This window comes from Asticcacaulis sp. (assembly GCA_024707255.1).
Taxonomy (GTDB): Bacteria; Pseudomonadota; Alphaproteobacteria; order Caulobacterales; family Caulobacteraceae; genus Asticcacaulis.
The window spans coordinates 2,037,945-2,052,330 of the sequence record JANQAC010000001.1; the positions used below are offsets into that span (position 1 = coordinate 2,037,945).

Below are 14,386 nucleotides of genomic sequence, written 5' to 3' on the forward strand. Positions count from 1 at the left end.
GCCATTCCGATCATAATGCCGGTCAAGGCCCGCGAGGCGATGATCATCGGAGGGGATGGGCGCGCTGTGCCGCCTGGTGCGATGCTGGACCTGGCAAAGCTGCGCGGCGCCCGGCTCGTGTCGCAGGGAAAGGCGCGCCTTCAGATAACGACGACCAACATGGGAAGGGGCGAGGCATTCAATCTCAACTTCAGTGACGAATACCCGCTTGGCAGTCTCAGGGGCGTCATTGAAGAAATGCTGGTGGCCGCGGCCGATCAGGACGCGCAGGTCAGGCTTATATTCGTCGGGGACACGCGACCGCCGGTGGTGGTGCAGCGCTATCGATACCCGCGGCCAGAGGCGGTAAAGCCCCTCGTTTTGCCGGCCGCGGGCATACCCGTCGCCCGTATGGTTTGCCAGCCCAGGCATGAATATGCCCTGACGGCGGTTGAAGGCGGTTTTATCCTGCCAGACGCCTGCGTCGGGCCAACGCTCGTCTATCTGCGCGACGGGCCGGATATTCTGTCACGTCCGTTGGCCGTAAGCGCAGCGGGAGACCTGCCGCCTGCCGCTGGCCATTTGCGTACTGCGCTGACTGAAAGCCAGTTTGACCGGCGGCAAGAGGCTCTGCGTGCGGTGATGCGGGGCTTTGCGTCCCCGGCGGCTGATTTTGCCGATCTGGAGTATTTTAATGTTCATATCGCCGCGCTGAAAGGCGTGCCGGCTACGGCTTTTGATGCCCTGAAACTGCTGGGGCAGGTGCCGGAAGCGCTCACGAGAGTGCTTGTTCATTCACGGGATTCAGTCGGCGCCGAGGCGGTATGGAGGCTGCAGAACGAATTGCCGTTTCTGTGGCTGGCCTTGCCGGTGGAAGCCTGGCGATCCGCCTTTCATGCCGAGGCCGGCCGGTGGCTGGATGATCTTTCTGCAGTCGAACCGGCGATGCGGCTGACCCTTGTCAAAGACCAGATGCGGGGCGCGGCGGATCGGGTTGTTGCATGTGATCCGGCCCTGTCCGCTATACTGAGCCGTATCAGCATACCCTTCACTCCAGTGCCGGCGCCGCTGGATATCAGGACATTGGCCAGCGGCTATATCGCACGATTCAGTGAGCATCCCGACCCGGCTGAACTGCGTCTGACGGCCTTGCCAAAAGCATTGGCGGAGGCGGGGCTCGGCATACCGAAAAATCTTGAGCGTTTCAGCCTGGAAGACTGGGGCGGGCTCTGTGCCCCCGGTGTCCTGGCCGCCAGTGCTCTGGGGAAATTGCGCATAACCCCAGCTCAGGCGCTTTTGCTGCGGCGCGTTCTACGCGATGCGCCGGACTATGTTTCGCAGGCCTATGCGGCCTTTTTCAATCTTTACAGGTAATTCAGATGACGCCTTTTTCGACACTTGAAGACATCAATCAACGTGGGGCTGAAGCGATTATCGCGCAATCAGGCCTTAGCCACGCCGGTCTGAAGGCCGAGTTGCGCGCCTTGTTCTCAGGGGCTCGCGGCGCCCATGGCCGCCTGATGTCGGAGCCGGTCCTGGAGGCGGCGCATCCCTACATACCGGCGAAAAATACACTGGCCGAAGTGCCGGCGGATGTGCTCCACCCGCGTTTCGTAGAGATCGTATCGGGTCTTGATGAAAAGGATGAATATCGCTTTCCGGGGCAACGCCGACCCTTCCGGCATCAATATGAAGCCTGGCGCACATTAAGCGATCACAAAAAGCCGCAGTCCGTACTGGTGACGTCCGGCACCGGCTCGGGCAAGACCGAGTGCTTCCTGTTTCCCATTCTCAGCGACCTGACGCGACAGGCGCAGGCGCAGAATGCGCCTTTGGAGGGGGTGCAGGCGCTGATGCTGTATCCACTCAATGCCCTGATCGAGAGTCAGAGGCTGCGTCTGTCCGCATGGACCCGACCCCTGAATGGCAAGGTGCGGTATGCCCTGTACAATGGCGATATGGACAATGACCTGAAGGCCGATGTGCGTCGGTCAAACCTGCAGGCGGAGCCTGAGCGGGTTCCCGACCGCAAAATCCTGCGCGAAACCCCACCGCCGGTACTGGTGACCAACATCACTATGCTGGAATATATGCTGGCCCGCATCGAAGATCAGCCGATCATCGAAAAATCCAGGGGCAAGCTGAAATGGATTGTGCTCGATGAGGCGCACTCGTTCGTCGGGGCGGCGGCGGCTGAAATCGCGCTCCTGTTGCGTCGGGTGCTGCTGGCGTTTGACGTCAGGCCGGAGGAGGTGCATTTCGTGGCGACCTCGGCCACCATCGGGGAAGGCGCGGATACGCTTCAGCGGCTGAAGGCGTTTCTGGCGGAGATCGGCGGCATAGGTGACGATCAGGTTCATGTCATCGAGGGTGGCCGTCAACTGCCTGGTCGTCCGTTGGGGGCCGGAGGACTGACCGACCTGGCATCCCGGACGCCGCAGGCACTTTATGACGGCTTGGGGAGTGACCCCGATATCTGGTCTTTGGTCGAAGGGTTGCTCAAGGCTGCGCGGCCTTTGTCGGCATTTGAGCCCCTGGCCCGGCGTTATGGCACTGAGACGGAGGATTTTATTGCGCAGCTTTCACGCGCCGCGCGCAGCCATCCCGTAACGGGTGAAAGCGAGCGATTATTGCCGCTGCGCATCCATGCCTTTGAACGCTCGGTGCCGGGGATATGGGCCTGTCTGAACCCGGATTGCGGGCCGTCCATTCCTGATTGGCCGTTTGGTCGCCTGTTCAGCGAACGCGCTGATCAATGCCCCGACTGTCGGTCGCCAGCTCTGGAGATATTGAGCTGTATCGATTGCGGTACGCCCATGCTGACGGCGGTGGAAGGTCGCCAGGGGCGGCTTGTGTCGCCCGGCCGCCCGGCGAGCCGTGACGAGTTCGCGGCGGAGGCGGCCCGTGATGTTGATGAGGCGGACGATGATGAAGCGTCCCCGGATGAGGCACCTGAGAATGAACCGGTCACCTTGCGTCAGTACTATCTTATGTCCGCCAAGCCCAGCGCGGCAGCACGTATGGAGCACATTGATCTGGCAACCGGATGTATTGTCGGTCAGGCGGGTGAGGGTATCCGGACTTTCAGGGTGGAACTGCGTAACGACGGTGATGTCCATTGTCCATGCTGCGGGGCGAATCCCCGCAACGGCGCCGTTATCCGGCCTCTGCGTTTCGGCGCGCCCTTCATGATCGGCAATGCCGCGCCGCTGCTGCTCGACGGTGTGACCCCGAAAGTGACGGACAACTCGGCGCCATACGGCGGGCGCGGCTTGTTGTCCTTTACCGACAGCCGCCAGGGCACCGCACGCATGTCGGCCCGGATACAGGCCGAAGCCGAGCGAAACTTTGTGCGTTCCTTCATCTATCACAGTGTCCAGCATTCCCTCACGGCAACCCAGTCGAGTAAACCGGAGGCTGAAAACATACGCAGCCAGTTGGCGGCTTTGGCAACGGTGCCTGCGCCACCTCCACCGGTGCTGGCGATGATCGAAGACTTGCAGCGCAAGCTGGCTGGTCTGACGCAAGCGAACACTCAGGGGATAGCCTGGAACGATTTGATAGACAGGCTGTCGGAGCGCATTGAGACGCACCAATGGATCGCAGAAGTATGGGGCGGGCGTGAGGCGGATTATAACCAGCCGCGTCGTTTGGCCGAATTTCTCATCTTGCGAGAACTGGCCCGCCGGCCCCGTCACGCCAACTCCGTGGAAACCCTGGGGCTGGCGCGCCTGCGTTTCCCGATCATCGATGAGTGCGGCCATGTGCCGGATGTCTTCCTAAGACATGGAAAGTCGCTACAGGATTGGAAAGATTATCTCTCCGCGATTGTGACTCATTTCGTGCGAAACAACCGCTGTGTCGATTTCGCAGATGTGCATCGTAACTGGCTTTTGCCGCGGCAGGGGCAACCGCCAAGGCCCGGATATCTGAAAGGGCTTTTGCCGCCGGGACAGAGTTTTGACGGCACCTCGCGCATAAATTGGCCGGTCGCTCACGGCCAGAAAGGCAACCGATCTGGTCCCGTGGCGATGCTGGTGCGCGGACTGGGGCTTGATCTGACCAATACGGGCGACCGTGATGATCTGGATGATTGTCTGCGTGCGGCGTGGGATCGCATCTCCATGCTGCTTAGCAGCAATCCGGATCGCCGGGGACTCGATTTCACAAAGGCTTTTGTTGCGCCGGTCACAAAAGCCTATATCTGCCCGGAAACCCGACGCCTGCTCGATGTCGCGCCATTCGGCCTGACGCCCTATGGCCAGGGGCATGTGAAAGTGGAAAAGCTCAAGGTGCAGGCCGTTGATATGCCTTCACACCCTATGCCGAAACTGGGACAGTTCAACGAAATCGAGGCTTCGGACGCCATCCGCGACTGGTTGTCTGCCAATGCCGTTATGCAGAAACTGCGTGAGGGCGGACAGTGGAACAATATTTCCGACCGTGTGGCGTACTTTGCGCAATATGCCCGCTCGGCCGAGCATTCGGCGCAACAGCCGTCAAAGGTTTTGCGCCGTTACGAAGAAGACTTCAAGGATGGCCAGATCAATATACTCAACTGTTCGACGACCATGGAAATGGGGGTCGACATCGGGTCGGTATCCACCGTGATGATGACCAATGTCCCGCCTTCGATCGCCAACTACCGTCAGCGCGTTGGCCGCGCCGGTCGTCGCGGGCAGGCCATGTCTCTGGCTTTCACCTATTGCAAGGATCGACCGCTCGATCGTGAAGCGTTTTCAGCGCCCCTGAAGTATCTGGATCGCGGTATGGCCCCGCCGAAAGTGGCCTTGTCCAGCCGCCCAATCGTGCAAAGACATGTCAACGCTTACCTGCTGCGCGCATTCCTGATTGAACGGGCAGGGGATGCGTTGCGCATGAAGATCGGGGCCTTCATGGGCTGCACGCCGCAGATCGATGAGGCGCGGGTGAAGCGGGAGGAGCGTCCCGTAGGCCGCTTCAGCGAGTGGCTGGGGCTGCCGGATACGCGCAACCTTCATAGGGAGGCGCTCCAGGGGCTGGTGGCGCGGTCCGTACTCGAAGGCGAGACCGGGCTTCTGGACGATGCGAAAGCCGCTATCGATGAGGTAGAGACGCGCTTTGTTTTTGAGTGGCAAGGATTTCAGGATCTGGCCAGGGAAGAAGGCGGGGCGGCCAGACAGTCACGCATGGGCGTGGAGTTGAACCGGCTTTGCGACGACTTCCTGCTGAGCGCGCTGGCGGATCGCGGCTTTCTTCCCGGACATGGTTTTCCGAATCACGTCGTGACCTTCATCCCGAAAAGGCCGCCGCATTCGCCGGAGACAGCCGATGGCAGACGGTCGTTTCGCGCCGCGGGCCCGCAACGCTCACTCGACCTGGCCATTCGTGATTACGCACCGGGTTCCGAAGTCGTTTTGGATGGATTGGTACATCGCAGCGCCGGCGTTACGCTCAACTGGAAGCGTCCGGCATCCGAGGAAAAGGTGAGCGAGGTGCAATCGCTCAGCATCCACTGGCACTGCAATGATTGTGGCGCCAGTGATTCAACCAAACGCTTTCCAGAGGGCTGCACGGCCTGTGGTTCGGCAAATTTCGATCAGACGGAGTATTTGCAACCAGCCGGATTTACGGTCGATCCACGCGAAAACTACCATGCCGACACGGATACGATCAGTTATGTTCCGGCGCAGCCTCCGGAAGTGTCCACGCGTGATGCGCCGTGGCGGGCCCTGCCGTGGCCGGATACCGGGCGGATGCGTCAGTCGCGCATCGGTCGCGTCTTCTATGCCAACCATGGTCCGGAAGGGAATAAATACGCCCTTTGCCTGCATTGCGGACGGGCGGAAACCGAGCCGCTGCAAGGCAGCGATCATCAGCCCTTGCTGGAGCACAGGCCGCTGCGCTGGGGACGCACCGAAAGCCACGATCGCTGCCAGGGCAATGATAATGCCTGGAAGATAAAACGTCACATTGCGCTGGGACATGAGATCACCACGGATGTCCTCGAGTTGCAGCTTGCCAGGACAATGAGCGAAGGCGCGGCCAATGCACTGGCTATCGCCTTGCGTGAAAGCCTGGCGCGACAATTAGGTATCGAGGCCGACGAGATGGGGTTTGCCACGCGCATGATGCCTGGGCCCTATGCCGCTGTTTCTCCCTCGCTGCTGTTGTTCGATAAGGCGGCGGGTGGCGCCGGCTTTGCCGTATCAATCGAGGACTATCTCGAATCCGTTCTGAAGGGGTGCGAAGATATCCTCGACTGCCGGACGCCTGGGTGTGTAAAGGCGTGTGCCGCCTGTGTGCTGACCTCGGATGCACCGGATCGTGAAGATGCGCTTGATCGCGTCGAAGCTCTGGATTACCTTCGGGCTTATCTGCTGCGTAAGGCGGAATTGGCACCGGAAGACCGTCTGGTGCCGAATGCCCGGTTGTCGATATCCGTTCTTAATGAAATCCACCACGCATTAAGGGCAGAGACGCAGACGCGGCGTCTTTATGTTTACCTGCCACCTGACGCGGATCTGGCCGGACTGAATGCGTGGGTGGCGGCATCCGATCTGGCAATCTGGAGTCGCAGGGGCTATCCCGTCACCCTGGTCGCGCCGCCCGATTGGTTGAAGTCCCTTGATGTCGCCAGTCGCATGACACTGAGGGATTTCGTACTCAGATCGAACATCTCACTGGCGAGAGGCCCTTCGCCACTGGAGGGCATCGCGGTACTGGCTGTGGTGGAGGGGCCTTCCAGCCGCCAGGTCTGGGCCTGCCGCGAGGCCCAGGCGGTCGAAATCAGCGCCTATTGGGGGCAGGCGACCAATGCGCCCGTCATTTGCGGCACCCTGGCCGTACAGGCAGAGGTCATACCTGTTGTACTCGATACACTGCTGCCCAAGCCAGGTGCCCGGTTCAAAACGATAACCACTGAACTGGATCAGATGATCGACCGTTGGGGAAAGGTCATGGCGCGACATATGCTGGATCAGTTTAAAGCCTGCGGAGTGAACGTGGTGGGCAATATCACACAACTAACCTACTACGATCCCTACGTCCGCAGTCCCATGGTCGGGCGGCTGTTCCTGGATACGGTTGCGGCCTTGCAGGATATCAATGGGGCAAAGATCCCGGTGATACTTAAGACCGACGTACCCGTGAGTGACCGCGGCTCCCCCTGGCTGATTACCCATGCATGGAGCAACGGCGAGGCTGCCGCGGAAGGGCTCATGGCTTATGCCCGGCGACTGGGTATCGATCTGACGGTTGAACTGCAAAAAGTCCCGCATGGCCGTTACATGCTTTTCCGAACCGCGCAGGGGCGCGAGATGCAGATCGTCATGGATCAGGGATTTGGCGCGTGGTCCTTGCCGCGCGGCAGCGATCAGCGCTTCCGTTTTACGGCAGATCCAGACACGCAGGCGGTGGAGCTAAGCGCTGTCAATGGACTTGTGCAGAGGCAGAGCCACAGCCTTTCCTACATCGTGGCTGTGGCGGAATAGTGAACCGTGGCGTCTGTCCGTTGTCGCACCTTCCAGGCCATGACAGCCACAACTGGACGCGTAAATCCCTGCCGCGCGCCTGATTGAACAGAGGTGTCATGCCTCGCTTTTCTGCTCGGTGAAGGACATCAATACGGTACTTCACTGAGCGGCAAGCTGGCTTTCGCATATCTGGTGGAAAATCATCGCGTCCCGTAAAGCCACAACACATTGAAATATTGCATGATATTTAAATTCGGATATTGCGCATTTTATGTTATCAGTTTGCCAAATTTGACCATCACTTAAATTGTGCTATTAAATCAATTGGATAATCCAGATAAATTTTCTGTCGCCCCCATGATGGACTGGACAGCATCCTGAATAAATTCAAATATTTATCATGTTTCGGGTGCAATTTGAGTGCAGTGAAGAAAAGTAAGTCGCTGATATCAGAGCGTATTTAAGCGTGCACACGACGCCACCGCTGCGAATAATTTAATATTGAAATGCCGACTTGTGCGATGGGTTGTGTGGCAATGCCAATTCGTCCAATTGTTTGTTGGCTTGAGCTGGCATTGCCGGAACCGTTCCTGCGCATTTCGACGCTTGGGACACGCTCATAACTGCCGTTAACTTTTGAACCCGAAGCTCTTGCGCAGGCTGCTGTCAACGGCACCCGCCGGCATGAACCTGCGCAGCCGGCTTAAGAGCTTAGCCTTGCCGTCGGCGGGTTGGCGCATTTGATACGGACCATTGATCACCGTCAGGATTTTCTCAGCGACTGAAACAGGCGCCGGTGCGGCCTTGATCTGCGCGATCACAGCCTTCATTGTTGCACTGGTCTGGCTTGCATAGTCACCAAACCCCTCACTTACCTGAGCAGAATTCGTGTCCAGATTGGTGTTGGTAAAGGAAGGTTCGACCAGAACGACCCTCACATTGAACTCACGCACCTCATGATCCAGAGATTCCGACATGCCTTCCAAGGCGTGCTTGCTACTGGCATAAAGCCCCATAAAAGGTGCCGGCAGGAAGCCCAAAACGGAACTGAGATTGATGATCAACCCTTGTCTGGCGTGACGCATGGACGGGAGGACGGCACGCATCATCCGCAACGGGCCAAAAACATTCGTATCGAATAGTGCCTGAGCTTCCTTGATCGATGTCTGTTCAACAGGTCCAACCAGAGACACCCCGGCATTGTTGATCAGAACGTCTATCCTGCCCGCCTCGGCTAAGACCCAATCGATAAAATCTGCCACCGATGCGTCATCGGTGACGTCGAGCACACCAAACTCAAGGTTTGGAACCAAGGGGGCGAGCGGCGCACGGCGCGCGCCCGCAAATACCCGAAACCCTTTTTGGGCCAGGAGACGCGCCGTCGCTTCACCGATTCCTGACGATGCGCCTGTAATGACGATAACCTTGTCCTTGGACATGTAGATACTCCTCAATTTAACAATTTTTTGGTGTCAGAGACCCTGTGCCCGGTAAAGCGCCGCCGCTTTCATTGAACGGTCCGCCTCGGCATCGATAAGGGCGCGGCGGGCAGTCTCAAGCTGGATGGCGGAGGCTTGCCACGCGGTTCTGGGTGTCAGGCCTGCCCTGTACTGACGATCCGCCTCATCGTGGCGGCGCGCCGCGGCCTCCAGATCCGCCGCCGCCAGAGCGGTACGATGTTCGGCCTGTTCGGCGGCGACCCATTTGGTTCGCACATCCGCAAGCGAGGCGATGGCTGTCAGGCGATAGCCCTCATAGGCCTGAACCTCTCTGGCCGATGCGGCGTTAATCTGGCCCTTGATGCGACCAAAATTGAGCAGGGGCCAGTAAACGGTGGCGGCTGTGTTCCACACATCAACCGAAGGGCCAACGCTGGTATCCTGACTTCCGAAGAAGGCCCCAATCGACAGATTGGGAAACAGGGCGGCCTGGGCTGAGCGGGTCGATGCGCGGGCCGCTGTAAGGTTGGATTCGGCCATGCGCATATCCGGGCGGTCGCGCAAGATGGCCAGTGGCGTGTTGACCGCCTCGGCATGACGCAATGTCGGCACTTTCCCTATACTCGACAAGGATGCCCGCAGGCTCATGTCATCATCGCCCGTCAGGACGCTGAGCACATTGATATATTGCTCGCAGGCGTCGGTGAACCGACTGATGCCGGTGTCCGCTGCCCGCGTCTCATTATCCGCCGCGTGCCATTGACCCTCGGTAATCAGCCCTTTCTGCCACTGGTCGCGCACGCTGGCGGAAATCTCATGTGCCGCCGCCGAGGTCACCTGAAGGCTGGCGAGATTTTGCTGGCACTGACGCAAGCCGATATAGGTGGCAATGACTTCAAGACGAACGGCGCCTTTGACGTCTTCCAGTGAGGCCTCTACGCTGGCGGCATTGGCTTTGGCGGCCTTGGATCGGGCTTTAAGGCCGCCGAAGAGATCAAGGTCATAACTGGCATTAAGTTCGCCCTGGGCAATATCAATCGTCCGATTGCCATAGGTCAGGCCAACATCCCCGCGCTGAACCACACCGGCGGCGGCGATGTCCGGAAACAGCAGTGATCTCACTGTGGTATGGGTGGCGCGTGCCTCCTGAAGGCGAGCGGTAGCCATCCTGATGTCATGGCTTTGCTGATCAGCCGTTGCCAGCAAATTCAGGAGGACATCATCACTGCCTTGGGTCCACCACACTTTGTTTACATAGGTGGGGTTTACGTAGGCGGGGTTCCCATAGGCGGGCGCCCGAGTTACCGGCCATGTGGCCGGTAACGGAGCCGAAGGCAGATGAGCGGTGGGTGTCGAGCAGGCGCTCAGCAGGCCCAACACGGGCACAAGCATAAGGTAATTACGCATTTTTCAGATCACCTTGCGGCTTGCGGACATTAAACCAGAACGAATAGAGGGCGGGCAGGAAGACCAGTGTGAGGATGGTGCCCACACCGACGCCGCCGATCAGGACGAAGGCCAGAGCCCCCCAGAACACGGACTGAGTCAGGGGAATGAAGGCCAGCATCGCCGCCGCTGCCGTCAGTATGACCGGCCTAGCCCGTCTGACCGTGGCCTCGACAATCGCGTCATAGTCGGTCGCACCGTCCCTTATGTTGTCGCTTATCTGCTGCACAAGGATGAGCGTGTTGCGCATCAGTATGCCCGACAGACCGACCAGCGCGAGGATGGCATTGAAGCCAAAGGGCTGGTTGAACAGCAACATGGCCGGGACCGCGCCGACGAGGCCAAGGGGAGCCGTCGCAAAGACCATCCACATGGTGGAGAAGGTACGCACCTGTATCATCAGCACAACCAGCGTCAGAAGGATCATGACGGGTACAACCGCGACAAGGGCGACATTGGCCTTGGCGCTTTCTTCGACGGCACCGCCGGTCTCAATACGGTAGCCTGCGGGCAGGGCGGCCTTGATGGCTTCCAGCCTTGGCAGCAGTTCGGCCGTGACATCAGGCGGCTGAAGGCCATCGCGGACATCACCTTGCACACTGACGTAGAGGTCACGGTCATAGCGCTTGATCTGCTGGCTTTCCGTATCAGGCACCTGATGCACGACAGCGCTCAGGGGAATCGCCTGCCCCAGTGTATTGGTGACGGTCATCCCGGCAATATCAGAGGGTGAGCGTCGTTCCACGGCAGGCGTTTTCAGGATAACATCCACTGTGCGGGTGCCGTCGCGCATTTGCGTGGCGGGCGCACCGGACACCAGACCCTGTAACTGGGCATCGACAGCCTGACGGGTCAGATTGAGTTGCGCCAGACGGGCATCATCGATGACATAGCGCATGATCGGTGTTTTTTCACCCCAGTCGAGATGCGGATCGAGGACATTGGGGTCCTGCTGAAGGACGTTCCGAACGTCTTCGGCCACCTTCATGATACCCGCCTGATCAGGGCCGATAACGCGGAACAGCACAGGATAGGGCACGGGCGGGCCGAACAGGAACTGGGTCACCCGCACGCGCGCCTGAGGGTAGCGCCCCTCTTTGGCCCAGTTCTGGATACGGCCCTTAAGTTCGTTACGCGCTTTGACATCCTTTGTCTGAATGACGACCTGTGCGTAGGCCGGGTTAGGCAGTTCGGGATTAAGGGAGAAGAAGAAGCGCGGCGCCCCCTGTCCGAGATAAGCGGAAACATCGGTCACTTCGGGTTGTTTCATGACATCGGCTTCGATATGCGCCGTCACGGCCTTGGTGGCCTCAAAGGCCGAGCCGACCGGCATTTTGACCTCAACGGTCAGCTCAGTGCGGTCGGAATTGGGGAAGAACTGCTTCTTCACCACAATCATGCCGGCACCTGAGAGCAGGAAAAGGCCGACCGTGATGGCTATCGTCAGCACGCGATGATCAACGGTTCGTCTGACCAGCTTGCGGAACGCCGCATAGTTTTTACTTTCGTACATCGAATGATGGCCGGGCCTGGGCTTGATATCCGGCAGCATCACAACCCCCAGATAAGGGGTGAAGGTGACGGCGACGACCCATGAGGCAATCAGGGCAAAGCCCACGACCCAAAAGATATTGCCCGCATATTCACCAGCCGATGACTGGGCAAAGCCGACCGGAATGAAGCCGAGTATGGTGACCAGCGTCCCCGACAGCATAGGGGCGGCGGTCGTGGTCCAGGCGTAGGTTGCCGCCTTGACGCGGTCGTAGCCTTCTTCGAGCTTTACGACCATCATCTCGATGGCAATGATGGCGTCATCGACCAGCAGGCCCAGAGAGATAATCAGCGCGCCGAGCGTGATCCGGTCGAAATCCCTGCCCGTGAGCAGCATGATGACGAACACTATAGCAAGCGTCAGCGGCACCGCCGCGGCCACCACAAGGCCGACCCGGAAGCCGAGTGCCACCAACGACACCAGCATCACGACCCCCAGAGCCACCATGAACTTCATCATGAACTCATCGACCGAGTGGTGGATCACCTTCGCCTGATCCGATATTTTGGTGAAGCTCAGGCCCAAAGGAAGCTGGGCGCGCATGCCCGCTTCTTCCTTTTCGAGCGCCTTGCCCAGGGTCAGGCCATTGTAGCGCGGGGCCATAACCAGCCCGAGGACGACCGCCGGCTGACCGGCATGATTGATTTCATAGGTCGCCGGATCTTGATAGCCTCTGCGGACTTCAGCGAAATCTCCCAGACGCAGCAATTGCCCGCGCACGCTGAGGGTGACGTTTCTTACGTCCTCAAGCGATGTCAGGCCGGAGTCGAGCCGTATCTGTATCCTTGGTCCCGTTATCCCCACCGAACCGGCGGGCGTGACATCATTGCGGCCACGTAGCGCCGACATGATGTCCTGCGCATTGACGCCAAGGGTGGCCAGTTTGGCCTGAGGTATTTCTACAAATATGGCCTGGGGGCGTTCCCCCAAAATCCTGACCTTTTGCACGCCCGGAACCTGAAGCAGATGCTGGCGCAGGGTTTCCGCCTGTTTCACCAGCTCGCGGTTCGTCAGGCCTTTTGCCTGCACGGCATACAGAGAAAAATAGACATCGCTGAACTCGTCGTCAAAGAAGGGGCCGTATACGCCTCCGGGCAGGTTTCGCGCTTCGTCGGATAGTTTTTTGCGCACCTGATAGAATTGTTCAGGTACGGCGGACGGCGGCGTCGAATCCTTAAGGATGACCTTGGCCTGCAAGACACCGGGTTGCGCAGTCGTCTCGACCCGGTCGTAATATTGCAGTTCCTGGAGGCGTTTCTCCAGAATATCGCCGACATTTTCGTCCATCTCTTTGGCTGTGGCACCGGGCCATACGGCGGTCACCGTCATGACCTTAACTGTAAAGCGCGGGTCTTCGGCCCGCCCCAGTTTTATGAACGCGAACGTACCCGCCGCCAGCACCGCAAGAATAAGAAACAGCGTGACGGCGCGTTCACGCACCGCAAGTGCGGAAAGGTTGGGAAAGTTCACAGCTTGCCTCCCGGAATGGCCTGCACGGCCTGACCTTCGTTGAGTAACTGCGCCCCGGCGGCAACCACGACATCCCCCTGATTGAGACCAGAGGCAATAGAGGCGGTTTCCTCATTTAACCGCGCCACGGTCACGGGGCGTGCGTGGACCTTACCCTTGGCGTCAATGACCCAGACCTTTGTGCCCTGACCTTTGTCCACCAGCGCCGACAACGGTACATCAAGGGCAGGAGCGGCCGCCTTTACGCCTGTTGGGGTGACGCGAACCGTTGACCCCAGTGGGGCCTCCGTAAAGGAGGCATCAAGGACATATCGGGCTTCAAACAGGCGTGTAGAGGGATCGGCCGCCATGGATACCTGACGCAGGCGGCCGGTATAGTTCGCGCCAGATGCGCCGAAAACCGTGATTTGTGCCGTTTCGCCTATGGCATGACCGGCTTCGGGTAACCCGACCACCGCTTCGGGCGCACCGGCCTGTGCAATTTTTATTACTGGTTGTCCGGCGGCGGTGACTTGTCCGGCTTCTCCGGGAATTTCGACGATCACACCGGCGACATCGGCGCGCAATTCCGTGTAGGCCCGTTGATTTTTGACCGTGGCCAACTGCGCTTCTGCCGCCTTCAGATTGGCATCCGCCGAATCCTTTGCGGCGCGCGCCTGCTCGATCATATCGACGGAGGCCGAGCCACTGGCGGCCAGACTGTTCAGGCGTTCATAGTTGGCATTGGCCCTGACGGCGACGCTTCGGGCGGCGGCGACGGAGGCTGAGGCTGCCGATACGCCATCGCTGTAATCGGTCGGATCAAGCCGCATAAGGAGCTGTCCGGGTGATACCCGCTCACCCAGATTGACCTTGCGCTCAATGATCTTGCCGCCTACTCGGAACGCCAGATTTTGCTCAACGCGGGCCCTGATCGTAGCGGCATAGGCGGTGCCAGCGTCATGTGAAGCGCCAACGCTGTAGGTCAGAACACGGGCTGCCGTATTCGTTTCAGGTGGCGGCGTCGCGTTGCAAGCCCCAAGTGCGGCCATTGCTGTCACCATTGA

6 protein-coding genes are annotated in these 14,386 nt (G+C 59.3%); 2 read left to right on the top strand and 4 right to left on the bottom strand.

All coding sequences use genetic code 11. From position 1 onward, the window contains the following. The first annotated feature begins 15 nt into the window (after positions 1 to 15). Both NVV72_10065 and NVV72_10070 read left to right on the top strand, forming a co-directional pair. Positions 16 to 1,353: an STY4851/ECs_5259 family protein gene (locus NVV72_10065; GenBank protein MCR6659660.1), complete on the top strand. Its 1,338-nt coding sequence runs from the start codon at positions 16 to 18 to the stop codon at positions 1,351 to 1,353. 5 nt (positions 1,354 to 1,358) lie between these two features. Next, positions 1,359 to 7,451, top strand: coding sequence for a DEAD/DEAH box helicase (locus NVV72_10070; protein ID MCR6659661.1), 6,093 nt, complete (start codon positions 1,359 to 1,361; stop codon positions 7,449 to 7,451). Positions 7,452 to 8,062: 611 nt separating this feature from the next. Here the strand turns inward: NVV72_10070 and NVV72_10075 are convergent. The 4 genes from NVV72_10075 to NVV72_10090 are packed head-to-tail and all read right to left on the bottom strand — an operon-like array spanning position 8,063 to position 14,371. Beyond that, positions 8,063 to 8,872 (bottom strand): oxidoreductase, encoded by an 810-nt coding sequence (locus NVV72_10075; GenBank protein MCR6659662.1) that lies wholly within the window; start codon positions 8,870 to 8,872, stop codon positions 8,063 to 8,065. A gap of 33 nt (positions 8,873 to 8,905) precedes the next feature. Further along, positions 8,906 to 10,279 carry a TolC family protein gene (locus tag NVV72_10080; GenBank protein ID MCR6659663.1) on the bottom strand — a complete coding sequence of 458 codons (1,374 nt, stop codon included), beginning with the start codon at positions 10,277 to 10,279 and terminating at the stop codon, positions 8,906 to 8,908. Then, on the bottom strand, positions 10,272 to 13,340 hold the full coding sequence (locus NVV72_10085; GenBank protein MCR6659664.1) for an efflux RND transporter permease subunit: 3,069 nt from the start codon (positions 13,338 to 13,340) through the stop codon (positions 10,272 to 10,274). Before NVV72_10085 ends, NVV72_10080 begins: the two co-directional genes overlap by 8 nt. Then, the gene (locus NVV72_10090) at positions 13,337 to 14,371 is read right to left on the bottom strand and encodes an efflux RND transporter periplasmic adaptor subunit (GenBank protein ID MCR6659665.1); all 1,035 of its coding nucleotides are present in this window, start codon (positions 14,369 to 14,371) and stop codon (positions 13,337 to 13,339) included. Before NVV72_10090 ends, NVV72_10085 begins: the two co-directional genes overlap by 4 nt. Positions 14,372 to 14,386: the final 15 nt, after the last annotated feature.

Excerpts from the sequence above, each read along its gene's own strand:
- NVV72_10065 (MCR6659660.1), top strand. The coding sequence starts at position 16 with ATGCCGGTCAAGGCCCGCGAGGCGATGATCATCGGAGGGGATGGGCGC.
- NVV72_10070 (MCR6659661.1), top strand. The coding sequence starts at position 1,359 with ATGACGCCTTTTTCGACACTTGAAGACATCAATCAACGTGGGGCTGAA.
- NVV72_10075 (MCR6659662.1), bottom strand. The coding sequence starts at position 8,872 with ATGTCCAAGGACAAGGTTATCGTCATTACAGGCGCATCGTCAGGAATC.
- NVV72_10080 (MCR6659663.1), bottom strand. The coding sequence starts at position 10,279 with ATGCGTAATTACCTTATGCTTGTGCCCGTGTTGGGCCTGCTGAGCGCC.
- NVV72_10090 (MCR6659665.1), bottom strand. The coding sequence starts at position 14,371 with ATGGCCGCACTTGGGGCTTGCAACGCGACGCCGCCACCTGAAACGAAT.